Here is a 24,501-nt window from a genome sequence, read left to right on the forward strand (position 1 = left end):
GTCCTTTGATAGCGGGGATGTCGAAACCCAAGGATCATAAACCCGCCACGCCGATCGCGCCGCGCCCGCGACCCAACCCGCCTACTTGTTGAAGAGTTCGCCGGTGCCGGTGGCCGCGCCAGCGGGAGGCGCCAGGCCCAGATGGCGCCAGGTGGACAGCGTGGCGGTGCGGCCGCGCGGCGTGCGTTGCAGATAGCCGTGCTGGATCAGGTAGGGCTCGATCACGTCTTCGATGGTGTCGCGCTCTTCGCCGATCGCGGCCGCCAGGCTGTCCACGCCCACCGGGCCTCCATCGAACTTGTGGATGATGGCTTCCAGCAGCTTGCGGTCCATCAGGTCCAGGCCCTGGGGGTCGACTTCCAGCATCGCCAACGCGCGGCCGGCGACGTCGGCATCAATGGTGCCGCTGGCCTTGACCTCGGCGTAGTCGCGCACGCGACGCAGCAAGCGGTTGGCGATACGCGGGGTGCCGCGCGCGCGGCGCGCCACTTCCGCCGCGCCGTCGGGCGTGATGACGGCGTTGAGCAAGCCCGCGCTGCGCGTCACGATATGGCCAAGGTCCGTGGCGTTGTAGAACTCGAGCCGCGACACGATGCCGAAGCGGTCGCGCAGCGGGTTAGTCAGCATGCCCGCCCGCGTGGTGGCGCCCACCAGCGTGAACGGCTGCAGGTCCAGCTTGACGCTGCGCGCGGCCGGGCCTTCGCCGATCAGGATGTCGATCTGGAAATCTTCCAGCGCCGGATAGAGAATTTCTTCAACCACGGGCGACAGGCGGTGGATTTCGTCGATGAACAGCACATCGTTCTTTTCCAGGTTGGTCAGCAACGCGGCCAGGTCGCCCGGGCGTTCCAGCACGGGGCCGGAAGTCTGGCGTAGTTGCACGCCCATTTCGTGCGCAATGATGTGGGCCAGCGTGGTCTTGCCCAGCCCAGGCGGGCCGAAGAGCAGCACGTGGTCCAGGGCTTCGCCGCGCTTGCGCGCCGCGGCGATGAAGATTTCAAGCTGCTCGCGTGCGCGCTGCTGGCCCACATATTCCTGCAACGCCTTGGGCCGCAAGGCGCGCTCGATCGATTCCTCGTTGGGCGATACCGGCTGCGGCGCCACAATGCGGGGGGCGTCGGGACGAGAGGAAAGGGAATCGGACTGGATGGCCATGGTGCGGAAAACGACAAGGGACGAAGCAGGATGCATCGTACCGTATGGTGGGGCTATGCGTTTTCCGAAAGCGGCAGCCTTACCCGCACGCACAGGCCGCCGGATTCCGCCTGGCGAAGCTCCAGCGAACCGCCGTGCGCGCGCGCAATGGCCTCGGCCAGCGCCAGGCCCAGCCCCACGCTGCCGGTGCGCGTGCGCGCATCGTCCAAGCGGCTGAACGGGCGTAGCGCCTCCTGGCGACGTTCGGGCACGATACCGGGGCCGTGGTCCGCCACATCCAGCACCGCCTCGCGCGCTTCGCGACGCAGGCTGACGTCTACCGGTGGGGCACCATGGTTCAGCGCGTTGCCGATCAGGTTGTCCAGCAGGCGGCCCAAGGCCACCGCGTCGGCCTGCACCACAAGCGGCGCGTCGTCGTCCACCGACTTCAGCGTGATGTCGGTACCGGCGCCATGCCATGCGCCGACACGCTCGACCAACCATTCGGACAGCACGATGGGCGCATAGCGGTAGGCGGCCGGATCCGTGCCGCGCACGAAGCCAATGAACTGGTCCACCATGTGCTGCATGTCTTGCAGATCGGTGCGCAGGCCTTCCTTCAGCTTGGAATCGTCGGCCATTTCAATGCGCAGCCACATGCGCGACAACGGCCCTTTCAAATCGTGCGGCAAGCCGGACAGCAGCGTGCGGCGTACCGAGTCAGACTCGGCCAGCGCGTCCAGCATGGCGTTGAAGCGTTCGCCCAAGGCGCGGGTTTCATGCGGCCCCGAGGGTTCCACGCGTTGCGGTTGCCCGGCGGCCAAGCGGTCAGCGGCGTCCGCCAGCCGGGTGATGGGCCGCGTGATGTGCCAGGAGAAACCCACGGCCAGCAACAGCAACAGGCCCAGTCCCCCCAGCCAGGCGGCGATGAAGGGCGTGGCCACGGGCGGGTCCAGCCGCTCAAGGGGAATCACCAGCCATTCCCGCAGGCGCGGTACGTCTTCGCTGGCCGAATTGGGCGCCAGCGAGATAAAGATCTCGGGCGTGGGGCCACGCGACAAGGCCACGCGGGTGCCGTCGTTCAGCCGTTCGTTCAGCAACTGCACCAGCGCCTTCAGGTCGCGGCGGATGTCGTCGGGCTCGGGCTTGTTATGGCGCCGCATGCGCTCTTCGTGCGCCGCGCGGTCGGCCTCGCGTTGCTGGGCGGTGCGCGTGTCAGCCTGGTCGGCATCGGCCTCGTGCTCGCCGCCGCGCTCGTCGCCACGGTCGTCGCCATGCCCGTCCGGCGGGGGCGGCGGCATGTCGCCAGGCCGGGCGTCCGAAGGCGGCGGGGGTGGCTGCCGGGGCGCGGCGCGGGGCGGCGGCGGCGGACGCCGGCCATTGAAGCGTTGCAGCTTGGCTTCGGCAGGCAGCACGCGCGACCACAGGCGCCATTGGTTCTGAGACGCCGTGCGCACGAAATCCGCGCGGTCCTCGGCGGGCACTTCGGACAAGGCGGCGCGCAGGGTGCGGATGGTGGTGACGATGTAGCCGATGGCCACGTCTTCCATGAACTTGTGCCGGAAGTAAGACACCGTCACCAGCGTGGCCGCTTGCGTCAGCAGGACGGAACCCAGGATCAGCAGAATCAAGCGCGCCCGCAGCGAGCGCGGCACCAGGAAGCGGGCAAGAAAACGCATCAGGGCGAGAACCGGTAGCCAATGCCCCAAACGGTCTGGATCCAGCGCGGCTGTTTCGGGTCGTCTTCGATCACGCGGCGCAAGCGCAGGATGGCGATGTCGATGGCGCGGTCGTTGCGTTCGCCGGAGTCATCGTCGCGCGCAAGCGCCAGCAGGCGTTCCCGCGACAGCGGCTTGCCCGCGTTGCGCACCAGGGCTTCCAGCAAATTGATCTCGCCCCCCGTCAGCTTGACCACCGTGCCATCGCGCGACAACTGCCGGGTGGACGGGTCGAACAGGAACGGGCCGAAGGTGACCGGCGCGTCCTTGGTCAAGGCGGACGGGCCGCGCTTGCGGCGCAACACGGCTTCAATGCGGGCCAGCAGCTCACGCGGGTCAAACGGCTTGCCGACGTAATCGTCGGCGCCTGCTTCCAGACCGATGATGCGATCCACGGCCTCGTCGCGCGCGGTCAGCAGAATGACGGGGATGTCTTCGCCTTGCTCGCGCAGGCGGCGACATGCGGCGGCGCCGTCACCGCCGGGCAGCATGCGGTCCAGCACGAGCAGGTCGGGGGCGTAGCGGGTGATGCGCGTCGACAGGTCGGTGGCGTCCGGCGCCAGCAAGGTGTCGTAGCCGTGCCGATTCAGGTAGTCGGCCAGCAACTGACGCAGGGCCGGGTCGTCGTCAACGACCAGCAGCTTGGTATGAGGATTGTCCATGGACGCCATAGTGCGGCGCGGCGCGTCCAACCGCAAGGGGCAAGAAATCAACTGAAATAGAGCTGTTGCATGATGTACGGTGTCTTGTCGCGCGCGTGATCGGTCCTAAAATGATGCCCTTGGTCTTGCCGCTGGTCCGGTTTACTAAAAATCGTTTACAGCTACGGCAGCGTCCCCTCTTTACACTGATTTTTATGGTCGCCCCTGCAATCTGGCGCAGACGGTTGTTGCACGCGGCGCTGACGGCGGGGGTGGTTTGCCCACTGTCGGCCGCGTTTGCCGACACGCTTGATGCGTCCCCCTCTTCTGTCACGTCGCCCGCACCGGGTGCGCCGGTGCTGATGGCACGCGGCATCGGCGTGCTGTCGCCGGTGCAGCCTATTCCCGTGCGCCCGGCGCCGTCGATCGCTTCGCGCGCCGTTCCCCTGGACCCGCCCCTGTGCGGTCTGGAAGTTGCCGAACCCGCCATGGACACCAGCGTGCGCGGGGGCGAAGACGAGGGCGAGAGCTACGGTTTGATCCCCGGACTGGGATCCAGCCTGTCGGGAAGCAGCGAAGACATCCCGCTGGAATGCGAGAACACCCCTGCGGCGGTTGTTGAGGACACGCCCGACTATTCCTTCGCCTTGGAAGACGGCGACATCCCGCGCGTGCCCGTGGTGGTGATCTCGGGCGTATCGCGCCCGACCCGCCCCTGGTTCGCGTCGGTCAGCGGCCAGGACGGCCTGCGCTACGGTGGCGACCGCAACTGGGTATACCGGAACACAGCTGGCCCGTCGCTGACCGTGGGCAATATCAACGCCAATGCGCCCGTCTGGGGCAGCAGCGCGCCGGTGGGCGGAGTGCAGATTTCCAACTGGGCCGGCTCGGCCGCCACCGTGCCGGAAGGCAGCTTCGGCTACTCGTCGTCGGTCGGCAAGCTGAACCTGATGGATCCCACCGCGCGGGCGGGCGCGGTGGATTACGGCGCGTCGGTGGGCTCCGGCAGCGTGCGGTACGGGCTGACGCCGGCGCTTACGCTGGAAGGCCAGATGCAGAGCGCGCCCGCGCTGACCACGCGCGGCATGGGCACGACCTATGCGGCGGGCGAATACGGCACGTTCCAGGCGGGCGCCACGCAAAGCTCGTTTGACGCTTCCAACGCCTGGCGCTACCGCTTCGGCTACAACGTGGACGTGGCCGACATCGTCAACCTGGGCTACACCAACGAACAGATCGGCGCGGGGTTCGGCGACCTGTCCACCTACTCCGGCGGCGTGGCCTCGGCGCCGCAGACGCGCAACACGCTGTCGGCGGGCGTGCCCATCACCGGCTGGGGCACCTTCAGCGGCACCTATTCGGGGCTGCGCGAGGGCTCGACCCTTGCCGAGCAGCGCGTGGGCCTGTCGCACAGCATGTTCGTGGCGCCCAAGGTGCAACTGGCGGTGGGCGCCGACCGCGACATCGTGTCGGGCAACTACGAATGGCGCGCGAACCTCAGCATGCCCGTGGACACCTTCATGCGCGGCACGTGGTTGAGCTGGTAGTGAGCCAGTAGGCCGGCGGGCCACGAGGTGTTACCGGAACCCGGACCGCAAAGCGGACGGAAATATCCCCCCGAAAAGAGCCGCCCTGGAATTGCGGCTTAAAATCCCCGCCATGATGCTTCCGGCCTACCCCCATGTCTGACGCGCGCGCCCTTGGCGTCCTGCAGCGCGTTTTCGGTTACGAATCCTTCCGCGGCGACCAGCAAGCCATTGTCGAACAAGTGATCGACGGCGGTGACGCGCTGGTCCTCATGCCCACGGGCGGAGGGAAATCGCTCTGTTACCAGATTCCGTCCCTGGTGCGCGAAGGCACCGGCATCGTCGTGTCGCCCCTGATCGCGCTGATGCAGGACCAAGTCGACGCCCTGACCGAACTTGGCGTGCGCGCGGCCTTCCTGAATTCCACGCAGGATTGGCGCGTGGCTCGCGACGTTGAACAAGCGTTCCTGGCCGGCGAACTTGATTTGCTTTACGTCGCGCCCGAACGGCTGCTGACCGACCGCTGCCTGCAACTGCTTGAGCGCGGCCGCATCGCCCTGTTCGCCATCGACGAGGCGCACTGCGTGTCGCAATGGGGGCATGATTTCCGGCCGGAATACCTGGGCCTGTCCATGCTGCACGAGCGCTGGCCCGACGTGCCGCGCATCGCGCTTACCGCCACGGCCACGGCGGACACCCGCACCGAGATCGCGCAGCGCCTGTCGCTGGACGATGCCCGGCATTTCGTGTCCAGCTTTGACCGCCCCAACATCCGCTACCGCATCGTCGAAAAGAACGAGGTTCGCAAGCAACTGCTGGAAATGATCCGCACCGAACACGACGGCGAATCCGGCGTGGTGTATGGCTTGTCGCGGGCGCGGGTCGAAGAGACGGCCGAATTCCTGTGCAACCAGGGCATTGACGCCATGCCCTACCACGCTGGCCTCAGCCCACAGGTGCGCGCGGCCAATCAGTCCCGCTTCCTGCGCGAAGACGGCGTGGTCATGGTGGCCACCATTGCCTTCGGCATGGGTATCGACAAGCCGGACGTGCGCTTCGTGGCACACATCGACCTGCCCAAATCCGTTGAAGGCTACTACCAGGAAACCGGCCGAGCCGGCCGCGATGGCCTGCCCGCCACGGCCTGGCTGGCCTACGGCCTGCAAGATGTGGTGCAGCAGCGCCGCATGATCGACGAATCCCCGGGCGACGAGTCCTATCGCCGACGCCTGGGCCAGCAACTGGATGCCATGCTGGGCCTGTGCGAAACGGTGGAATGCCGGCGGGTGCGCCTGCTGGCGTACTTCGGCCAGCAGATCACCGCCTGCGGCAACTGCGACGTCTGCCTGGAACCGCCGCAAGCGTGGGACGGCACCGTGGCCGCGCAGAAAGTGCTGTCGGCCGTCTATCGCTTGTGGAAGGAACGCGGGCAGCGCTACGGCGCGGGCCACATCATCGACATCCTGCGCGGCAAGGTCACCGACCGCACCAAGCAGCACGGCCATGAAACCCTGAGCGTGTTCGGCGTGGGCGAAGACCTGAGCGACACCGCTTGGCGCGGCGTGCTGCGCCAGTTGCTGGCGCAAGGCTTGTTAACCGTCGACAACGAAGGCTTCGGCACCTTGGCGCTGACGGAAGGCAGCCGCGCCGTGCTCAAGGGCGAACGCCAGTTGATGCTGCGCCGGGAATCCGAAAAGAAGACAAAGTCGGGCAAGACGAGCAGTGGCCGTACCAAGGCGGCGGCAATTGACCTGCCGGCTGAATTGCAACCGGTGTTTGAAGCACTGCGCGCCTGGCGCGGCGAAGTCGCCAAGAGCCACGGCGTGCCGGCCTACGTCATTTTCCACGACGCCACGCTACGCGAAATCGCCCTGGCCCAGCCGGATTCGATGGATGCCCTGAGCCACATCAGCGGCGTAGGCGCCCGCAAGCTGGAAGCCTACGGCGAAGAGATTCTGCAGCGGGTGGCAAGACCGGTGTTGTGACGGAGGGACGCCCACGGCGTGCGCGGAGGTGGATGGGTCGTCATGGGGCGTGGGGGGTGGTCCGGGATGTGATCCGTGGCCGTGGTCCGTGATGCGGTCCGTGGCCGTGGTCCGTGATCCGCGGTCGTGATCCGCAGTCGTGATCCGTGATCTTGATCTTGATCGTCGATTGTAGGATGGGTGAAGCGCGGCAGGCCTCATGGAAGAATGCCGACCTGAATCGCGCGTAACCCATCAGGCGGCCGCCCCACCGTAGCCCGCATTGCAAAAAATTCGGGGCGTTGCATGATGGGTTGCGCGCGATCGATGCCAGGGATTTTGCATCGACCTTCTCGCGCTACACCCATCCTACTGTTCGGACCATATCAATACGAGGGTGGCGGCAATAGCGGGACCGGTGCGCGTTCCTTGCCGAAGACCGACCGGTACGCCAGGATGTTGAACACCAGCACCACCGGCACCCCCACGACCGCGCCGGCCATGACCAGGCGCATCGAACCGAGCGCGCCCGCGCCGTCCCAGAGCGTCATGTCGTCCAGGATCAGATACGGGAACAGGCTGTAGGCCAGGCCGCTCAGCATCAGCAAGAACAGCCCCACGCACAGCACGAACGGCAGCCAGCTGAAACGCTCCGCCCGGCCGGGCAAGCGGGCCAGCAGCATCTCGGCCGCGACATACCCCGCCAGCATCAACACCCACACGCTTGCAGCCAGGCTCAGGTGAGCGATGTTGCTCCACTTGTAGAAGATGCCCGCGTTGGCCAGCCCCAGCGTCACCGCAATCGCCACCATGCCCACCGCCGTCCAGCGGATGGCATGCCGAGCCCAATAGGACGCGCGGCGTTGAAGATCGCCGTCCACCCGCATGACCAGCCACGATGCGCCCAGCAGCACATAGGCCGCCACGGCGCACAGGCCCACGAACATCGCGAACCAGCCATAGCCCGCGTCAGATTGATAGCCGGTGGCGATGCGCCCCAGCAGCACTCCCTGCCCGAACGCCGTAATGATGGAACCGGCCCAGAACCCGAAGATCCAGCGCGGCTTCATCTCGTTGCGCGCGCGGATGCGGAATTCGAACGACACGCTGCGCAGCACCACGCCCAGCACCATGAAGGTCAGCGGCCCGTACAGCTTGCCCAGCACCGCGCCCCATGCAAAGGGGAAGGCCGACGCGAACAGGCCCATGCCCAGCAGCAACCAGAATTCGTTGGCATCGCGCCAGGGGCTCAAGAGCGACATCATGCGGCCGCGCTCATGTTCGGGGGCCAGTTGCAGCAAAATGCCCACGCCCAGGTCAAAGCCATCCAGCACCATGCCCGCGGCAATCACCACGAACAACAGCCCCATGAAGGCCAGTGGCATCCAGAATGATGGGTCTTCGGGGCTAAGCCCCTGCGACGCGGCCAACATGGCGATCATGGCGATCCTCCGCCCAATTTACGCACCGGCACCACGCCGTAGCGGGCCGCGTGGAACAGCATGCCCGTGAAAGCGGCCAATAGCAGGGCATAAAGCAGGCCATAGCCCACCAATCCATAAAGCACCGTGCTTGCCGGCACCTGCCCCAGCACTTCGGACTGCGTAATGGTGCCGTTCACCACGAACGGTTGCAGGCCGATGATGGACACCCACCAGCCCGCCACCACGGCGATACCGCCCGAAAACATCATGCCGCACAGCACGCGCTGCCACCACACCGGCAGGGTCGAGGGGTCCATCCCGCGTCGGAACGTCCACAGAAACGTCACGCATGCCACGGCCAGCATCAGCAGGCCCAAAGCGACGGCCACGCGCAGCGACCAGAACGTCAGTGCCACGGGCGGCAGCATCCCGGAAAATTTATCCAGCCCCTCGTAGGTGCCTTCCGCATTGCGATGCAGCCAAGCGCCCCCCGCATTGCGCAGGGTCACGTCAGACACATTGGTGTGGCTGCGCGCATCGGGCCAGCCGAACAGCACCAGTTGCGGTTCGGGGCCGCTTTGCCAGAAACCCGCCGCCGCCGCGGCCTTGGCCGGTTGCAGCTTGGCCATGACATGGCCGGTGCCGGTGGCGACCGGAATCTGCATGAATGCGGCGACCACACCGATGACCAGCGCCGTCTTGAACGCGTTGCGCTCGCCATCGCCCAGCGGGCGGCGCAAGGCCTGCAACGCGGTCACGCCCATCATCAGGAACGAGACGGCCAGCGCCGCCCCTACCGCCACCATGGCCATGCGCCAACCCACCGACGGATTCAGCACCACGGCCACCCAGTCGTAGACCTGGTAGCGCCCGTCGACAAGAATGGCGCCGTCGGGCGTCTGCATCCAGGATTGCAAGGCCAGCACCCAGAACACCGCCACCAACTGGCCCACCGCCACCATCAGCACCGCCAGCGTGTGCGCGGTATCGGACACGCGGCGCTGGCCAAACAGCATCACACCCAGGAAGCATGACTTAAGGATGAAGACCGACAGGATGCCGTAGCCGAGCAAGGGGCCGGCCACGTTGCCGATCTTGTCCATCAGGCCCGCCCACAGGCTGCCGATCTGGATCAGCACGGGCACGCTGGCGGCAAGCGTCAGGACGAAAGCCAGGGCGAAAATGCGCACCCAGAAGCGGTAGGCGGCGGTCCAGCCCGGGCGGCCGGACCAGCGGGCGCGCACCTTGAAAAACAGCAGCACCCAGGCAAGGGCCAGGGAAACCGCCAGGAACAGCGCCAGAAAGCTCAGGCTGGCCACGAACTGCGCACGGGCCAGGGAAAGGGTGGATATATCCATGATGGCCCGTAGTGTAGAGCCAGTTACATGGCTGTGGGGACAGTTTGAAACCGGTTGCACCGGGTTCAAAAAGGCCCCGGTTGCGGAACGTGGCAAAATTGACGCTTTGTCGCCGCTTTTTCCTATTCTTTCAAGAATGACCTCCGCCACGACGCCGACCCCAGCTGCATCCAATTTCCTGCTTAACATCGTCCAGGACGACCTTGAAGCCAATCGCTTCCAGGGCAAACGCTGGGCGGGCAAGCCTGGCCCGGCCGACGTGCAGGCGCAGGGGACGGCCGATCCGGCCCGCATCCGCACCCGCTTCCCGCCGGAGCCCAACGGCTATCTGCACATCGGTCACGCCAAGAGCATCTGCGTGAACTTCGGCCTGGCGCGCGACTTCGGCGGGGTCTGTCATCTGCGCTTTGATGACACCAACCCCGAAAAGGAAGACCAGGAATACGTCGACGCCATCATCGAAGCCGTGCATTGGCTGGGCTTTGACTGGAAGGCCGACGACGGCCAGGAAAACCTGTACTTCGCTAGCGACTACTTCGGCTATATGTACGAGTTCGCCGAAGCCCTGGTCGAAGCCGGCCATGCCTACGTCGATGCGCAAAGCCCCGAAGAAATCCGCGCCAACCGTGGCACCCTGACCGAACCCGGCACCGATTCGCCCTGGCGCAACCGCCCGGCCGCGGAATCGATTGCCCTGCTGCGCGAAATGCGCGATGGCAAGCATCCGGACGGCAGCCTGGTGCTGCGCGCGAAGATCAACATGGCGTCGCCCAACATCAACCTGCGCGACCCGGTCATGTACCGCGTGCGCCACGCCACCCACCACCGCACGGGCAACCAATGGTGCATCTACCCGATGTACAGCTGGGCGCACCCGGTGGAAGACGCGCTGGAAGGCATCACGCACAGCGTCTGCACGCTGGAATTCGAAGACCAGCGCCCGTTCTACGACTGGATCCTGACGCGCCTGGCCGAACTGGGCAAGCTGGCCCAGCCGCTGCCGCACCAATATGAATTTGCCCGCCTGAACCTGAGCTACGTCGTCACCAGCAAGCGCAAGCTGCTGCAACTGGTGCGCGAAGGCCATGTGGACGGCTGGGACGACCCCCGCATGCCGACCATCTTCGGCCTGCGCCGCCGTGGGTACACGCCGGCCTCGATCCGCCTGTTCTGCGACCGTACCGCCGTGTCCAAGTCGGATTCGCGTATCGACTACAGCCTGCTCGAACAAGCCGTGCGCGACGACCTCGACCCCATCGCCGCCCGCTCCGTGGCCGTGCTGGATCCGATCAAGCTGGTGATCACCAACTACCCGGAAGGCCAGACCGAGCTCTGCACCGCCCCGCGCAACCCGCATGATCCGGAAGCGGGCGTGCGTGAATTCCCGCTGTCGCGCGAGCTCTGGATTGAACGCGACGACTTCCGCGAGGAAGCGCCGAAGAAGTATTTCCGCCTGTTCCCGGGCAACACCGTGCGCCTGAAGTACGGCTACGTGGTGCGATGCACCGGCTTCACCAAGAACGAAGCGGGCGAAGTCGTGGAAGTCCAGGCTGAATACCTGCCCGAAACCAAGAGCGGCACCCCGGGCGCGGACAGCGTCAAGGTCAAGGGCAACATCACCTGGGTCAGCGCGGCCCATGCGGTAGCCGCCCAGATCCACCTGTACGACCGCCTGTTCGCCGACGCGCGTCCCGACGGCGGCGACAAGGACTTCCTGACCTGCCTGAATCCGAACTCCAAGCAGACCGTCACGGCCTGGCTGGAACCGGGCACCGTCGCCACGCCGGGCGCCACCTGGCAATTCGAGCGCCTGGGCTATTTCACGGCCGACCTCAAGGATTCCACGGAAGCCGCTCCGGTGCTCAACCGCATCGTGACGCTCCGCGACTCCTGGGCTCAGGGCTAGGCATCCGCGCGCGTATCACGGGAAAAGGCGCCTTGTGCGCCTTTTTCTTTCAGTTTTCAGCCCGCGCGCCCCGGCGTTGGGCGGGTTATCATGCCCGACATCCCGCAGCCGGTTGAACGCGCCTTTTTTCGGCGCCCGGACCGCCAGCCAACATCAAGATGAACACTGAATCCCTAGCCCTGGACTTCAAAAGCGCCACCCTTTATGCCATCCGGGTGGTACTGCACAGCGCGGACCCCGAACGGCTCGCCGCCGCCCTTGCCAAGCGCATGGCCGACGCCGGCAGCTTCTTCGAAAATGAACCCGTGGTCATCGACGCCAGCCGCGTCGACGAAGCGGTCGACTGGAAAGCGCTTGTCGCCGCGCTGCGCGCGCACAACCTGCCCGCGATCGGCGTGGTGGCCGAAGGCGCCAACCTTGCGGCCGCGCGCGAAGCCGGCCTGACGCCGGTTGAGCTTTCCACGCCGCCCGCGCGCCCCGCTCCCGTCGTGGATACGGCGCCGCCCAACGATGTGTCGACGCCCGTGCCGTCGGTGCCGGCCGCCGCCGTTGAAACCGCGCCCGCGCCCACCGACACATCGGCTGCCGATGGCGCATCAAGCGACACCCCCGCCACGGACACGCCGGCCAAGCCCGCCTCGGCCGAACCGCTGCCGGCTCGCGAAGCCAGCGGCACCACCTCCGCCGCCACGCCCACGCAGGCCGCGCCGCATTCGGCGTCGGCACTTGTCATCACCAAACCCTTGCGATCGGGCCAGCGCGTGTACGCGCGCCACACGGACCTGGTCGTGATCGGCATGGTGAGCCAGGGCGCGGAAGTCATTGCCGATGGCAATGTGCACGTCTACGGCCCCTTGCGCGGCAAGGCCATGGCGGGCGCGCGCGGCGACACATCGGCCCGCATTTTCACGACGCATCTGGACGCCGAGCTGCTGGCCGTGGCCGGGGTGTACCGTGTCGTGGAAGACAAGCTGGACCGCACGTTGCAAAACCAGCCGGCGCTGGTGCGCCTGGATGGCGACACGCTGCGGATCGAAGCTTTGAAAAGCTGACGCGGTGACTGCTGCGCGGCGTGTGCGCCGGCGCGGTATCGCCGTCGAACATCAGCATCGAACATCAAGTCTCAACACATTCTGTAAGAAGCCTTACACAGGCTTTTTGCTTTACGATAACGCGGTTTCTTCGAACATAAGGGTTTGATCGTCATGACACGCATTGTTGTGGTGACTTCCGGCAAAGGCGGCGTGGGTAAAACCACGACGAGCGCCAGTTTTTCCGCGGGCCTCGCGATGCGGGGCCACAAGACCGCTGTCATCGACTTCGATGTCGGCCTGCGCAATCTCGACCTCATCATGGGCTGCGAGCGTCGCGTGGTGTACGACTTCGTCAACGTGATTCAGGGCGAAGCCACCCTCAACCAGGCGCTGATCAAGGACAAGCAGCTTGAAAACCTGTTCATCCTGCCCGCCTCGCAAACGCGCGACAAAGATGCGCTGACGCAGGAAGGCGTGGAAAAGGTCATCAACGACCTGAAGGAAATGGGTTTCGAATACATCATCTGCGACTCGCCCGCCGGTATCGAAACGGGTGCGCTGATGGCCGCCTATTTTGCCGACGACGCGCTGGTCGTGACGAACCCGGAAGTCTCGTCGGTGCGCGACTCCGATCGCATCCTGGGCATCCTCGCGGCCAAGTCCAAGCGCGCGGTGGATGGCGGTGAACCCGTCAAGGAATTCCTGCTGCTCACGCGCTACAACCCCAAGCGCGTGGTCGACGGTGAAATGCTGTCCTTGGGCGATATCGAAGACATCCTGCGCATCAAGCTGATCGGTGTCATTCCCGAATCGGAAGCCGTGCTGCAAGCGTCGAACCAAGGCCTGCCGGCGATTCACTTGAAAGAGACCGACGTTTCCGAAGCCTACAAGGATGTCGTGGCCCGCTACCTGGGCGAAGACAAAGCGCTGCGCTTTACCGACTACGAAAAGCCCGGTTTCCTGAAACGCCTGTTCGGAGGCAAGTAAGCAATGTCCTTCCTGTCGTTTCTGCTTGGTCAAAAGAAAACTTCCGCTTCCGTTGCAAAGGAAAGGTTGCAGATCATCCTGGCCCACGAGCGGGGCCGCGGCGACTCGCCCGACTACCTGCCGCAGTTGCAGCAGGAACTTATCGCGGTGATTTCAAAATACGTGAAGATCAACCCTGAAGACATCAAGGTGCACCTGGAACGCCAGGACACACTTGAGGTGTTGGAAGTGAAGATCGAGATGCCGCAAAACGAACAACCGTAATGCAGCTTGGCCGCCCTCGCGGCCATAAAAAAAAGCCCGGTATTGCCGGGCTTTTTGCATCAAGGACAGGCGTTTAGCGCTTGCCGACCTGATCGCCGATGACGCCGCCGATCGCCGCTCCACCCACCGTACCCAAGACGCCGCCGTTGGTGATCACGGCGCCTGCGACACCGCCCAATGCGGCGCCGCCCACTGTGCTCTTTTGGCGATGGCTCATGCCGTCCCAGGACGAGCAGCCCGCCATGGCGGCGGTCATCGCCAGTGCGACACAGATTTTGGAAAGAGATGCGATTTTCATGTTGAGGCTCCTATTCTTATCCCAGGGGCCGCACCATGGACCTGACGCGAGCGCGCGATCCCCATATGGGTTTAGAAACTTCAGGATCTCAAAATATTGGTGCGCGCGGTGTTAGGTTTGCCCAGGAATTGTGTCAAACAGCGAGAGAATCTTTGCGCGCCCCTGGGACGATGTTGCAAGCGCCGTCGGCTATTTGACTAGACGTAACACATCGCGAAAGCGCGGGTGCTCGCACGTTTCCATCCACTCAAATATGGCCATTTCCGAGGTGACGATATCGGCGCCATGCGCCCGCGCGCGCCGCAGGGCAGCGTGATGATCCGAGGGCTTGCGCGACCCCGCCGCGTCTGACACCAGCACGGCCTTGTAGCCCATGTCCACCAGGCCGATCACCGTTTGCAGCACGCAGATATGCGCTTCGCAACCGGCCACCAGAATGGTTTTTCGCGCCGCCGGCAACCACGCTTCAAAGCCAGGTTCGCGCGTGGAAGAGAAGTGCATTTTCTGAAAGGTGGACTGCACAAGGTCACGCAGGGGATCCACGGTAACGCCCAGCATCTTGCCGTGGTGTTCCGTGGCGACAACCGGCACATCAAGTATCCGCGCGGCTTGCGCGAGTTTGTGCGCGGTATGCAGCACGGCTTCGTTATCGTGAATGGCGGGCATCAACCGGCCCTGCATATCGACGATGAGTAACGTGGAGTCTGAGGCTTGCAGCAGCATGATGAGTGGCTCCCAAGTGGATGCCTAGAATCTACAGCAGGTCGTAGGATGGGTGAAGCGCGATACGACAAAGAAAAGAATGCGATATCAAACGCGCGCAACCCATCAAGCAACGGTGGACCATGGGGAGATTGGCCATAACGCGATGGTTGCGTGATGGGGTTGCGTGATGGGGTTGCGTGATGGGGTGCGTGATGGGTTGCGCGCGTTGGGGCGGCGGGGTTTTTGTGCAAACCGTACCGCGCTTCACCCATCCTACAAGGCATACAAGTCCTACAAGGCATACGCACAAAAAAATCCCGGCAATGCCGGGATTGTTTTCAACCACCTACTGCAAGGCTTACTTCAGTGCCTTGTAGCGCAGGCGCTTGGGCTTGGCGCCCTCTTCGCCCAGGCGGCGCTTCTTGTCGGCTTCGTACTCTTGGTAGTTGCCGTCGAAGAACACCACTTGCGAATCGCCTTCGAATGCCAGGATGTGGGTGGCGATGCGGTCCAGGAACCAGCGATCGTGGCTGATGACCATGACGCTGCCGGGGAACTCCAGCAAGGCGTCTTCCAGCGCGCGCAGCGTTTCAACGTCAAGGTCGTTGGACGGTTCGTCAAGCAGCAGGACGTTGCCACCGGCGATCAGCGTCTTGGCCATGTGCAGGCGGCCGCGTTCACCGCCGGACAGTTGGCCCACCACCTTGTTCTGGTCGCCGCCCTTGAAGTTGAAGCGGCCCAGATAGGCGCGCGACGACATTTCAAACTTGCCCACGGTCAGGATGTCGGCGCCGTCGGCCACCGCATCAAACACCGTCTTCTTGTCTTCCAGCGCATCGCGCGACTGGTCCACATAAGCCAGCTTCACGGTCTGGCCGATGGTGACCTCGCCCGAATCCGGCTGTTCGCGGCCCGCGATCATGCGGAACAGCGTGGACTTACCGGCGCCGTTGGGGCCGATGATGCCAACGATGGCGCCGGGCGGAATCTTGAAGCTCAGGTCGTCGATCAACAGGCGATCGCCATAGGCCTTGCTGACGTTCTTGAATTCAATGACCTCGTTGCCCAGGCGCTCGCCCACGGGAATGAAGATTTCCTGGGTTTCGTTGCGCTTCTGGTATTCGTAGGACGACAGTTCCTCGAAGCGGGCCAGACGCGCCTTGGCCTTGGCCTGACGGCCCTTCGGGTTCTGGCGCACCCATTCAAGTTCTTTCTTGATGGTCTTCTGGCGGGCCGATTCCGACGATTCTTCCTGCTTCAGGCGGTCTTCTTTCTGTTCCAGCCACGAGCTGTAGTTGCCCTTCCAGGGAATGCCGTAGCCACGGTCCAGTTCCAGGATCCATTCAGCGGCGTTGTCCAGGAAGTAGCGATCGTGGGTCACGCCGACCACGGTGCCGGGGAACTTGTGCAGGAATTGCTCCAGCCATTCCACGCTTTCGGCGTCCAAGTGGTTGGTGGGTTCGTCAAGCAGCAGCATGTCGGGCTTGGACAGCAGCAGGCGGCACAGGGCCACGCGGCGCTTTTCACCACCGGACAGGTTGCCGACGATAGCGTCCCAGGGCGGCAGGCGCAGTGCGTCCGCGGCGATTTCCATCTGGTGTTCGATGTCGTCCGAACCGCTGGAGGCGGCGGCGGCGATGATGGCTTCCAGGTCGGCTTGCTCAGCGGCCAGCGCATCGAAGTCGGCGTCCGGCTCGGCGTAGGCGGCGTAGACCTCGTCCAGGCGCTTCTTGGCGGTGACGACGGCGCCCAGGCCTTCTTCGACCGATTGGCGCACCGTGTGCTCGGGGTTCAGTTGCGGTTCCTGCGGCAGGTAGCCGATGTTCAGGCCCGGCATGGGGATGGCTTCGCCTTCGATCTCTTTATCGACGCCAGCCATGATCTTCAGCAGCGTCGACTTGCCCGAGCCGTTCAGGCCCAGCACGCCGATCTTGGCGCCAGGAAAAAACGAAAGCGAGATATCACGCAAAATCTGCCGCTTGGGCGGCACGATCTTGCCGACGCGGTTCATGGTGTAGACGTATTGGGCCATGGGCTCGTATAGGGAAAGAAAGCTGATGAACCGTCGATTGTAGGCCGGAACCCTGACAGGCGCGCGTCAGGGACGGAACCGCCCGTTCAACCCGCCGCTTTGCCTGCGCGCCCACCCAGGCGAGGCGTGCGCATCTGCGCCAGCATCACACCGGCAAGCGCCAGCAAACCGCCCACGATGTGGAACAGATGTGGCTTTTCGTCCAGGAAGACAGACGCAATGGCCACCGTGCCCACCGGCATCAGGTTCAGGAAAATGCTGGCGCGGTTGGGACCAAGGTGCTTGACGCCCTGCATCCACAGGAAGGGCGCGAACAGGGACGGAAAGATCGCGGCATACAGCACCAGCGGCACGTTGTCGGCATTCAGCGGCGACGGCGCGGCCATCAGGAACGCAGGCAGTTGGAACAGCACGCCGAAGCCGATCTGCACGTAGAGTGACACCCACGGCCCCACCGGCAAGCCCCAGCGGCGCAGCAACACGCCATACAGCGCATAGGCCAGCGCGGCCAGCCCCATCAGCAGGTCGCCGGGGTTCGCGCCCACGGACAGCAACCGGGCCGGGTCGCCTTCGCCGATCAGCAGCGCCAGGCCCGCCAGCGACACCAGGCCGCCCAGCATCGCCATCAGCGTGGGCCGCTGGCGCAACACCACCGTGCCCACCGCGATGGTCAAGAGCGGGATCATGGCGGTGATGATGCCCATGTTGGTGGCCGTGGTGCTGGAGGCCGCCACATAGGCCAGCCCCTGGTATAGCGCCATACCCAAGCCGCCCAGCACGGCGAATTTCGGCAGATAGGGCCAGATCAGCCTGCGCTGCGTCCACACGCCCCGCAGGGCAAACGGGGTCAGCACGGCGCCGGCCAGGGCCCAGCGGTAAAAGCCGATGACGGCAGGCGAAATGACCCCGGCGGCCATCTTGGTAACGATCATATTGACCGACCAGATCAGGGCCGCCAGCAGCGGAAACAGCAAATAGCGGGCGGGAATTGCGATAGGTTCGGAGCGCGTCATGGGCGGTGATGCGTAATGGGAATAGGGGAACAGGCCGCAAGTGTAGGCCCTGTTCGAATGACCGTGTGTCACCGCCATCCGCCATCTGGATACCGCCGCAAGCCTGGCAATACCGCCAGAAGGAAGGGCAAGAGAAGGCGCAGGGCATTACGCCTGAAACACGATTGCGCCCCACGCCCACGCCGGCCTGACAGCCTTGTCACGCCGCGTCATCCAAGCGCCTGATGCAACGCAACGCCGATCGCGCGACAATAGCGCCTGACTTTATGTATCTTGCCGTGCCGTCGCGGCTTCATCGCGCCCAGGAATCCCCTTCATGTCCGCCTCTGCCACTCCCCCCGCCTCCGTGACCCATTTCAGTGCACCCGAACTGGACATGCTGGCCAAGACCGCCGATGCGCTCAGCGCCTACCTGGGCAAGCCCGTGCTGGCCGAAGTGATCCTGGGCGACGAAGGCACCGAGTGGGTCACGTTCGGTGTCCCGCTGGACGAAGGCGCCGAAGCGGACGAAGAGCAGACCCACGTGCAGATGGGCGGCGCGGGCTCGCGCCTGCTGGGCAATCGCGGCGGCCTGCCGCATGCCGATGACGACACCTACGATTGCCTCTACCTGTGGGCCGTGCAAATTTCTTTGAATGAAGGCGAACGCTTCATCAAGCTGGACCACGACGGCGAAGAGTCCGCGTGGTCCGACACTCTGGAAGACGTCCTGCCCTTCGCCCTGACCGAGGAACCGCAGCCGGATCCGACCGCGCAGGAAGACGAAGAGGACGAAGACGATGAAGATGACGAGGACGACGACACGCCGTATGACTCGGTCCACGAGCCCCGCCACTGAAACTTGGGCGGGGTCGGCGTTGGCCCTGACGGCCCACGCGCGACCCTCCGGCGCGCTATTGCGGCGCGCCCCTCCACCTCCGGCCCGCCCTGCATTTACGCGCGGCCTTCCTCCACCGCGTGGCACGCCACGACTGAAACCCCCGCCAGCATCGCCACCGGTGCTTCGGCCCGGCACCGGTCATTCGCATGCGGGCAACGCGGATGAAACGTGCACCCTGATGGCGGATTCAACGGGTTCGGCACCTCCCCCGCCACCGCCGTGCGCGATTTTCCGGCCCCGTTGATGTCCGGAATGGCTTCCAGCAGCATGCGCGTATACGGATGCCGTGGCCGCGCGAACAGCTCGTCGCGCGGCGCCACTTCCACCATGCGGCCCAGGTACATCACGCCCACCCGGTCGGCCACGTGATGCACCACCGCCAGGTTGTGCGAAATGAACAGGTAGGTCAGCCCCAGCTCGCGCTGCAGGTCTTTCATCAGGTTCAGCACCTGCGCCTGCACCGACACATCCAGCGCCGAGGTAGGCTCGTCGCACACCAGGAATTCCGGGTTCACCGCCAGCGCCCGCGCAATCGAAATGCGTTGCCGCTGGCCGCCTGAAAACTGGTGCGGATAGCGGCCCTGGTCCGCCGGGTCCAGGCCCACCTGCTTGAGCAGTTCGCTGACGCGGGCCACCCGCTCGTCGGCCGTCATCTGCGTATGCGTCAGCATCGGCTCCGCAATGATGCGGCCCACGCGCCAGCGCGGGTTCAGGCTGGCATAGGGATCCTGGAAAATCATCTGCAAGCGCTTGCGCAAGTTGCGCCCGCCTTTCTCAGACATCCGCGACAACGGCTGGCCATCGAAACGGATATCGCCGCGCGTCAGCCCGTACAGGCCCACCAGCATGCGCGCGACCGTGGATTTTCCACAGCCCGATTCGCCCACCAGCGCCAGCGTTTCGCCGCGCGCGATGTCGAACGACACGCCGTCCACCGCGCGCAGCATCACGCGCGGCTTGCCGGCCAGCTTGCGTTCCAGCCAGGGCGGCGACACATCGAACCAGCGCGCCGCGTCTTTAACTTCCACCAAGGGCGTGCTCATGCGGCCACCATCGTTTTATCGTCATGCAACCAACAGGCCGCGCGGGACGTGCCCGCCGGCATCAATTCGGGGCGCTCGGTCGCGCAGCGCGGCAAGCGCTGGCCGCAACGCGGGTTGAACGCACAGCCCGGCGGAATGGCGTTCAGCCGAGGCATGCTGCCGTCAATCTGCACCAGCCGTTCCGTGTGTCCGTCCATGGACGGAATCGACCCCATCAGCCCCGACGTATACGGATGTCGCGGTTTGTGGATCACGTCGGCCACCGGCCCGATCTCGGCCACGCGGCCCGCGTACATCACCGCCACGCGGTCGGCGGTTTCAGCGATCACGCCCATGTCGTGCGTGATCAGCATCACCGCCGTGCCATGCTCGCGGCACAGCCGTTTCAGCAGTTCAATGATCTGCGCCTGAATGGATACGTCCAGCGCGGTCGTCGGTTCGTCGGCCACCACCAGCTTGGGCTCGGCCGCCAGTGCCAGCGCGATCACCACCCGTTGGCGCATGCCGCCCGAGAACTGGTGCGGATAGTGGTCGATGCGTTCGCGCGCGGCCGGAATGCCGGTGGACGCCAGCAATTCCACCGCGCGGTTGCGCGCCTGCGACCATGTCATGTCCAGGTGCGTGACGATGGTTTCTGCCAATTGCCGGCCCACCGTGTACAGCGGGTTCAAGGACGTCAGCGGGTCTTGGAACACCGCGCCGATTTCGCGGCCGCGCACGCGGCGCATCTGCTCGTCGGGCAGGTTGTCGATGCGGCGGCCCGCCAGCAGGATTTCACCCGCGGCAATGCGCCCCGGGGGTTCCAAAAGGCCGATGATGGACGCGCCGGTCAGCGATTTGCCCGCGCCCGATTCCCCCACCACGCCCAGCACTTCTCCGGCCTGGATGGAGAAGGACACGTCGTCCAGGGCGCGTAGCGTGCCGCGGCGCGTGGGAAATTCCACGCGCAGGTTGCGGACTTCTAGGAGTGCGCTCATGGTTACCTCAATTCAGCCGCGGGTTGAGCGCATCGCGCAGCCAGTCACCCAGTAGGTTGACCGACAGCACCAGCAGCACCAGCGCCGCGCCCGGGAAAATGGTGATCCACCATTCGCCGGAAAACAGGAAGTCGTTGCCGATACGGATCAGCGTGCCCAGCGACGGCGCGGTCGGCGGAACGCCCACCCCCAGGAACGACAGCGTCGCCTCGGTGATGATGGCGGTGGCCAGGTGCACCGTGGCCAGCACCAGCACCGGCCCCAGCACATTGGGCAGCACGTGGCGGAACATGATCACGGGCGAAGCCACGCCGATCACGCGCGCCGCCTGCACGTATTCGCGGTTCTTCTCCACCAGCGTGGAACCGCGCACCGTGCGTGCGTACTGCGGCCAGCCGGCCAGCGCGATGGCGCCGATCAGCACGGGGAACGCGATCAGTTCATGCATGTCGCGCGGCACCGCGGCCCGCGCCACGCCATCGATCAACAGCGCAATCAGAATGGCGGGGAACGACAACTGCACGTCCGCCACACGCATGATGAAGGCGTCGATGCGTCCGCCCGCGTAGCCCGAGATCAGGCCCAGCACAATGCCGATCAGCATCGACAGCAGCACCGACGCCAGCCCGATCAAGAGCGATACGCGGGTGCCATACAGAATGGCCGAGAACAGATCGCGGCCCTGGCTGTCGGTGCCCAGCAGATAGTTGGCCTGGCCGTTGTCCTCCCAGGCGGGCGGCAACAAGGCGTCCAGCAGTTCTACCGTGGTCAGGTCGAAGGGGTTGTGCGGCGCGACCCAGCCGGCGCCGAACGAGCCGATCAGCAAGATTGCCAACAGCAGCGTCGCCAGAATGGCCACGGGCGCCCGGCGCCAGGCCCAGGCAATGTCGCTGTCCCACCAGCGTTTGAGTACGGCGCGCATCAGTGAGCCCCCCCGGCGCGAGTCATCCCCGAACGCAAGCGCGGGTCTACGACAAAATAAAGAAGATCGACAACCAGGTTGATCACCACGAACACCAGCGCGATCAGGCACAGGTACGCGGCCATGACCGGCACGTCGGCGAATTGCACCGCCTGGATGAACAGCAAGCCCATGCCCGGCCACTGGAACACGGTTTCCGTGACGATGGCGAAGGCGATGATGCCGCCCAACTGCAAGCCGGTAATCGTAATGACGGGCACCATTGTGTTCTTCAGCGCATGGCCGAAGTGGATGGCGCGGCGCTTCAAGCCCCGGGCGCGGGCGAACTTGATGTAGTCCGACCGCAGCACTTCCAGCATTTCCGAACGCACCAGGCGCAGCACCAGCGTCATCTGGAAGAGCGACAAGGTAATGGACGGCAGGATCAGGTGCTTCCAGCCGGTGGCCGTGAACAGGCCCGACGTCCACCAGCCCACGGCGACGGTTTCGCCTCGGCCGTAGCTGGGCAACCAGCCCAGTTGCACGGAGAACACCAGGATCAGCAGGATGCCGATCAGGAAGGTGGGCAGCGATACGCCCAACAAGGATCCGGCCAGCAGCATCTGGGACACCAGGCTGTTGCGCTTGAGCGCGGTGTACACGCCCAGCGGCACGCCCACTACCAAGGCCAGCAAGGCCGCCACCATGGATAGCTCAAGCGTGGCCGGCAAGCGGGATTTCAACAGGGTGGAAACGGGTTCGCTCTGACGCAGGGAGATGCCGAAATTTCCTTGCGCGGCGTTGGCCACGAAATGGCCGAATTGAACGATGGCGGGCTCGTTCAGCCCCAGGCGCTCACGCAGCTCGATGCGCTCGGCATCGGTGGCGTCCTGCCCCAGCATGATGGTGACAGGGTCGCCGACGTATTGAAAAAGCACAAAGGCCAGTAGCGCGACGGTGAGCATCACCGCTACGGCCTGCAACAGGCGACGCAGTATGAAAGCAAACATAGGCGGGAAAAACCAAAAGCAAAACGGCGGGAGCCGGGTAGGCTCCACGCCGTCTGGTTAGCCGGGATCAGTCAACCTTGACCCAATCGGCAACAAGGCGATTGTCGGCACGGTGGATGACCGTGACGTTCTTGCGCATCGCCCAGGGGATGACCTGGTCATGCAGCGGGATATGCCCGAAGTCCTTGGCGTGCCCTTGCAGCACGGTGATGATGTCGGCGTCGCGCTTGGCCGGATCGGTCTCGGTCTTGATGCGATCGATGATCACGTCAAGTTCCTTGTTGCTGTAGCCGCCCAGGTTGTACATGCCGTCGGCGCCCTCACCCTTGGTGCGGATCAGGTTCTGCAACGAGTACATGGCGTCGAACGTGGGCACGCCCCAGCCGAACAGGTAGGCGCTGGTGTCAAACGACTGCACCTTGGGGAAGTACGTGGAACGCGGCATGGCGTTCATCGTGGCCTTCACGCCCACCTTGGCCCACATGCCAACCACCGCCTGACAGATGGCTTCGTCGTTGATGTAGCGGTTGTTGGGGCAGTCCAGCGTGAAGTTCAGGGTGCCGTCGTAGCCGGCTTCCTTCAGCAGCGCGCGGGATTTTGCGGGGTCGTAGGGCACGCGCTTGTGCACCGATTCCGACCAGCCATGCACCTGCGGCGCAATCATCGTGCCGGTGGGCGCGGACAGGCCACGCATCACGGCGCGCTTGATGGCGTCCACGTCGATGGCGCGGTACAGCGCTTCACGCACGCGGATGTCCTGGAACGGGTTCTTGCCCTTGATGTTCGAGTACTGCAACTCCGGACGCTTCTGGTCCAGGCCCAGGTAGATGGTGCGGTATTCGTTGCCTTCCACCACTTTCTGCGCCTGGCGCAGGCGTTCCAGATCTTGCGCGGCGGGGTCCAGCACGAAGTCGATTTCGCCCGACAGCAGCGCGGCGGTGCGGGTGGCGTTCTGCTTGATCGGCGTGAACACCACTTCGGTCACGTTGCCAACCTTGCCGGCCTTGTTCCACCAGTCCTTGTTTTCTTCAAAGACGGTGCGCACGTCCACTTCGCGCGTCTTCAGCTTGTACGGGCCGGTGCCGTTGGTGTTGCGCGCGCCGAAGGTCTCTTCCTTGTTGACGTAGTCCTGCGGCTTGGCGATGTTGTTCTTTTCCGACCAGGCCTTGTTCATGATGAACACGTTGGTCAGTTGGCGCAGCAGCACGGGGTTGGGCGCCGACGTTTCGATCTCGATCGTCAGGTCGTCAATCTTGCGTGCTTCCTTGATGCCGGTCGTGTAGGCCTTGTAGTTCGACGTGGGCGCCATGGCGCGGTGAATCGAGAACACCGCGTCGTCCGCCGTGAAGGCGGCGCCGTCATGGAACTTCACGCCGGGGCGCAGCTTGAAGCGGTACAGGGTCGGCGACAGTTGTTCCCATTCCGTGGCCAGGCGCGGCACCACCTTGAACGTCTTGTCGTAGTCCACCAGCGGTTCGTAGATGTAGCTGTTGGCGGCGATCGTCATGCCCTCGTTTTGCGAGTGCGGGTCGAACGTAAGAATGTCGCCCTGGGCGGCCCAACGGAAAGTCTTGGCCTGCCCGATCGAGGGCACGGCCACGGCGGCGGCGATCGCGATAGCAATCAAAGTGCGGCGCATAGTGGGTTAACTCCTGACATTAGTCTGAATACCGGCGCGAGTGTGCC

Annotated in this window: 22 protein-coding genes; 8 read left to right on the plus strand and 14 right to left on the minus strand. The window is 64.7% G+C overall.

Going from position 1 to position 24,501, the window contains the following annotated elements:
• Positions 1-81 precede the first annotated feature (81 nt).
• From ruvB to ACE04A_RS10225, 3 genes are read right to left on the minus strand one after another with little or no spacing between them, the layout of a single operon-like run.
• A complete protein-coding gene (ruvB, locus tag ACE04A_RS10215) occupies positions 82-1,155 on the minus strand; it encodes a Holliday junction branch migration DNA helicase RuvB (RefSeq protein WP_100852941.1) in 1,074 nt (357 codons plus the stop codon).
• Between the two features lie 53 nt (positions 1,156-1,208).
• Positions 1,209-2,813: a sensor histidine kinase gene (locus tag ACE04A_RS10220; RefSeq protein WP_448715902.1), complete on the minus strand. Its 1,605-nt coding sequence runs from the start codon at positions 2,811-2,813 to the stop codon at positions 1,209-1,211.
• Positions 2,813-3,514, minus strand: coding sequence for a response regulator (locus ACE04A_RS10225; protein WP_448715901.1), 702 nt, complete (start codon positions 3,512-3,514; stop codon positions 2,813-2,815). Before ACE04A_RS10225 ends, ACE04A_RS10220 begins: the two co-directional genes overlap by 1 nt.
• Positions 3,515-3,741: 227 nt before the next feature.
• Here ACE04A_RS10225 and ACE04A_RS10230 point away from each other — a divergent pair, with 227 nt between their 5' ends.
• Both ACE04A_RS10230 and recQ read left to right on the plus strand, forming a co-directional pair.
• On the plus strand, positions 3,742-5,040 hold the full coding sequence (locus ACE04A_RS10230; protein ID WP_448715900.1) for a fimbria/pilus outer membrane usher protein: 1,299 nt from the start codon (positions 3,742-3,744) through the stop codon (positions 5,038-5,040).
• 134 nt (positions 5,041-5,174) lie between these two features.
• Positions 5,175-7,004, plus strand: coding sequence for a DNA helicase RecQ (gene recQ, locus ACE04A_RS10235; RefSeq protein WP_100852943.1), 1,830 nt, complete (start codon positions 5,175-5,177; stop codon positions 7,002-7,004).
• A 365-nt stretch (positions 7,005-7,369) separates the two neighbouring features.
• On the opposite strand, the gene ACE04A_RS10240 is transcribed toward recQ, so the two are convergent.
• Positions 7,370-8,425: a cytochrome d ubiquinol oxidase subunit II gene (locus ACE04A_RS10240; RefSeq protein WP_448715899.1), complete on the minus strand. Its 1,056-nt coding sequence runs from the start codon at positions 8,423-8,425 to the stop codon at positions 7,370-7,372.
• Positions 8,422-9,765 carry a cytochrome ubiquinol oxidase subunit I gene (locus tag ACE04A_RS10245; protein ID WP_448715898.1) on the minus strand — a complete coding sequence of 448 codons (1,344 nt, stop codon included), beginning with the start codon at positions 9,763-9,765 and terminating at the stop codon, positions 8,422-8,424. The genes ACE04A_RS10240 and ACE04A_RS10245 overlap by 4 nt, the downstream gene beginning before the upstream one ends.
• A 136-nt stretch (positions 9,766-9,901) precedes the next feature.
• On the opposite strand from ACE04A_RS10245, the gene ACE04A_RS10250 reads away from it, so the two are divergent.
• The 4 genes from ACE04A_RS10250 to minE all read left to right on the plus strand — a co-directional run bounded on the left by ACE04A_RS10250 (position 9,902) and on the right by minE (position 13,956).
• Entirely contained in the window at positions 9,902-11,671 is a 1,770-nt protein-coding gene (locus ACE04A_RS10250; RefSeq protein WP_438857567.1) for a glutamine--tRNA ligase/YqeY domain fusion protein, read from the plus strand.
• A 158-nt stretch (positions 11,672-11,829) separates the two neighbouring features.
• Complete coding sequence (gene minC, locus ACE04A_RS10255) at positions 11,830-12,723, plus strand: septum site-determining protein MinC (protein ID WP_259252345.1); 894 nt, start codon at positions 11,830-11,832, stop codon at positions 12,721-12,723.
• Positions 12,724-12,876: 153 nt separating this feature from the next.
• Positions 12,877-13,692 carry a septum site-determining protein MinD gene (minD, locus tag ACE04A_RS10260; RefSeq protein WP_100852948.1) on the plus strand — a complete coding sequence of 272 codons (816 nt, stop codon included), beginning with the start codon at positions 12,877-12,879 and terminating at the stop codon, positions 13,690-13,692.
• A 3-nt stretch (positions 13,693-13,695) separates the two neighbouring features.
• Positions 13,696-13,956, plus strand: coding sequence for a cell division topological specificity factor MinE (gene minE, locus ACE04A_RS10265; protein ID WP_259252348.1), 261 nt, complete (start codon positions 13,696-13,698; stop codon positions 13,954-13,956).
• A gap of 73 nt (positions 13,957-14,029) precedes the next feature.
• Here minE and ACE04A_RS10270 read toward each other — a convergent pair whose 3' ends face one another.
• The 4 genes from ACE04A_RS10270 to ACE04A_RS10285 all read right to left on the minus strand — a co-directional run bounded on the left by ACE04A_RS10270 (position 14,030) and on the right by ACE04A_RS10285 (position 18,004).
• On the minus strand, positions 14,030-14,254 hold the full coding sequence (locus ACE04A_RS10270) for a YMGG-like glycine zipper-containing protein (RefSeq protein WP_100852949.1): 225 nt from the start codon (positions 14,252-14,254) through the stop codon (positions 14,030-14,032).
• 189 nt (positions 14,255-14,443) lie between these two features.
• Positions 14,444-14,977: an isochorismatase family protein gene (locus ACE04A_RS10275; RefSeq protein ID WP_259252352.1), complete on the minus strand. Its 534-nt coding sequence runs from the start codon at positions 14,975-14,977 to the stop codon at positions 14,444-14,446.
• A 340-nt stretch (positions 14,978-15,317) separates the two neighbouring features.
• Positions 15,318-16,991: an energy-dependent translational throttle protein EttA gene (ettA, locus tag ACE04A_RS10280; RefSeq protein WP_100852953.1), complete on the minus strand. Its 1,674-nt coding sequence runs from the start codon at positions 16,989-16,991 to the stop codon at positions 15,318-15,320.
• Positions 16,992-17,077: 86 nt separating this feature from the next.
• On the minus strand, positions 17,078-18,004 hold the full coding sequence (locus ACE04A_RS10285; protein WP_279994791.1) for a DMT family transporter: 927 nt from the start codon (positions 18,002-18,004) through the stop codon (positions 17,078-17,080).
• 65 nt (positions 18,005-18,069) lie between these two features.
• Between ACE04A_RS10285 and ACE04A_RS10290 the strand changes: the two genes are divergently transcribed.
• Complete coding sequence (locus ACE04A_RS10290) at positions 18,070-18,195, plus strand: hypothetical protein (protein WP_448715897.1); 126 nt, start codon at positions 18,070-18,072, stop codon at positions 18,193-18,195.
• 125 nt (positions 18,196-18,320) lie between these two features.
• Entirely contained in the window at positions 18,321-18,842 is a 522-nt protein-coding gene (locus ACE04A_RS10295; protein ID WP_259252357.1) for a hypothetical protein, read from the plus strand.
• Between the two features lie 95 nt (positions 18,843-18,937).
• On the opposite strand, the gene ACE04A_RS10300 is transcribed toward ACE04A_RS10295, so the two are convergent.
• From ACE04A_RS10300 to ACE04A_RS10320, 5 genes are all read right to left on the minus strand, one after another.
• Positions 18,938-19,927 carry an ABC transporter ATP-binding protein gene (locus ACE04A_RS10300; RefSeq protein ID WP_259252360.1) on the minus strand — a complete coding sequence of 330 codons (990 nt, stop codon included), beginning with the start codon at positions 19,925-19,927 and terminating at the stop codon, positions 18,938-18,940.
• Positions 19,924-20,904, minus strand: a complete 981-nt coding sequence (locus ACE04A_RS10305; RefSeq protein ID WP_259252362.1) for an ABC transporter ATP-binding protein — start codon at positions 20,902-20,904, stop codon at positions 19,924-19,926. The genes ACE04A_RS10300 and ACE04A_RS10305 overlap by 4 nt, the downstream gene beginning before the upstream one ends.
• Before the next feature lie 7 nt (positions 20,905-20,911).
• Positions 20,912-21,826, minus strand: coding sequence for an ABC transporter permease (locus ACE04A_RS10310; RefSeq protein WP_259252364.1), 915 nt, complete (start codon positions 21,824-21,826; stop codon positions 20,912-20,914).
• A complete protein-coding gene (locus ACE04A_RS10315) occupies positions 21,826-22,815 on the minus strand; it encodes an ABC transporter permease (RefSeq protein WP_100852959.1) in 990 nt (329 codons plus the stop codon). Before ACE04A_RS10315 ends, ACE04A_RS10310 begins: the two co-directional genes overlap by 1 nt.
• Positions 22,816-22,882: 67 nt before the next feature.
• Positions 22,883-24,454 (minus strand): ABC transporter substrate-binding protein, encoded by a 1,572-nt coding sequence (locus ACE04A_RS10320; RefSeq protein WP_279994788.1) that lies wholly within the window; start codon positions 24,452-24,454, stop codon positions 22,883-22,885.
• Between the last annotated feature and the right edge of the window lie 47 nt (positions 24,455-24,501).

The organism is Achromobacter colocynthidis (genome assembly GCF_057334535.1).

Bases quoted from the DNA above. Each gene is read 5' to 3' on its own strand.
- ACE04A_RS10275 (WP_259252352.1), bottom strand. From the start codon at position 14,977: ATGCTGCTGCAAGCCTCAGACTCCACGTTACTCATCGTCGATATGCAG.
- ruvB (WP_100852941.1), bottom strand. From the start codon at position 1,155: ATGGCCATCCAGTCCGATTCCCTTTCCTCTCGTCCCGACGCCCCCCGC.
- minE (WP_259252348.1), top strand. From the start codon at position 13,696: ATGTCCTTCCTGTCGTTTCTGCTTGGTCAAAAGAAAACTTCCGCTTCC.
- ACE04A_RS10320 (WP_279994788.1), bottom strand. From the start codon at position 24,454: ATGCGCCGCACTTTGATTGCTATCGCGATCGCCGCCGCCGTGGCCGTG.
- minD (WP_100852948.1), top strand. From the start codon at position 12,877: ATGACACGCATTGTTGTGGTGACTTCCGGCAAAGGCGGCGTGGGTAAA.
- ACE04A_RS10310 (WP_259252364.1), bottom strand. From the start codon at position 21,826: ATGCGCGCCGTACTCAAACGCTGGTGGGACAGCGACATTGCCTGGGCC.
- ACE04A_RS10250 (WP_438857567.1), top strand. From the start codon at position 9,902: ATGACCTCCGCCACGACGCCGACCCCAGCTGCATCCAATTTCCTGCTT.
- ettA (WP_100852953.1), bottom strand. From the start codon at position 16,991: ATGGCCCAATACGTCTACACCATGAACCGCGTCGGCAAGATCGTGCCG.
- ACE04A_RS10295 (WP_259252357.1), top strand. From the start codon at position 18,321: ATGTCCGCCTCTGCCACTCCCCCCGCCTCCGTGACCCATTTCAGTGCA.
- ACE04A_RS10285 (WP_279994791.1), bottom strand. From the start codon at position 18,004: ATGACGCGCTCCGAACCTATCGCAATTCCCGCCCGCTATTTGCTGTTT.
- ACE04A_RS10315 (WP_100852959.1), bottom strand. From the start codon at position 22,815: ATGTTTGCTTTCATACTGCGTCGCCTGTTGCAGGCCGTAGCGGTGATG.
- ACE04A_RS10225 (WP_448715901.1), bottom strand. From the start codon at position 3,514: ATGGACAATCCTCATACCAAGCTGCTGGTCGTTGACGACGACCCGGCC.
- ACE04A_RS10270 (WP_100852949.1), bottom strand. From the start codon at position 14,254: ATGAAAATCGCATCTCTTTCCAAAATCTGTGTCGCACTGGCGATGACC.
- ACE04A_RS10305 (WP_259252362.1), bottom strand. From the start codon at position 20,904: ATGAGCGCACTCCTAGAAGTCCGCAACCTGCGCGTGGAATTTCCCACG.
- ACE04A_RS10240 (WP_448715899.1), bottom strand. From the start codon at position 8,425: ATGATCGCCATGTTGGCCGCGTCGCAGGGGCTTAGCCCCGAAGACCCA.
- recQ (WP_100852943.1), top strand. From the start codon at position 5,175: ATGTCTGACGCGCGCGCCCTTGGCGTCCTGCAGCGCGTTTTCGGTTAC.
- ACE04A_RS10245 (WP_448715898.1), bottom strand. From the start codon at position 9,765: ATGGATATATCCACCCTTTCCCTGGCCCGTGCGCAGTTCGTGGCCAGC.
- ACE04A_RS10220 (WP_448715902.1), bottom strand. From the start codon at position 2,813: ATGCGTTTTCTTGCCCGCTTCCTGGTGCCGCGCTCGCTGCGGGCGCGC.
- ACE04A_RS10300 (WP_259252360.1), bottom strand. From the start codon at position 19,927: ATGAGCACGCCCTTGGTGGAAGTTAAAGACGCGGCGCGCTGGTTCGAT.
- minC (WP_259252345.1), top strand. From the start codon at position 11,830: ATGAACACTGAATCCCTAGCCCTGGACTTCAAAAGCGCCACCCTTTAT.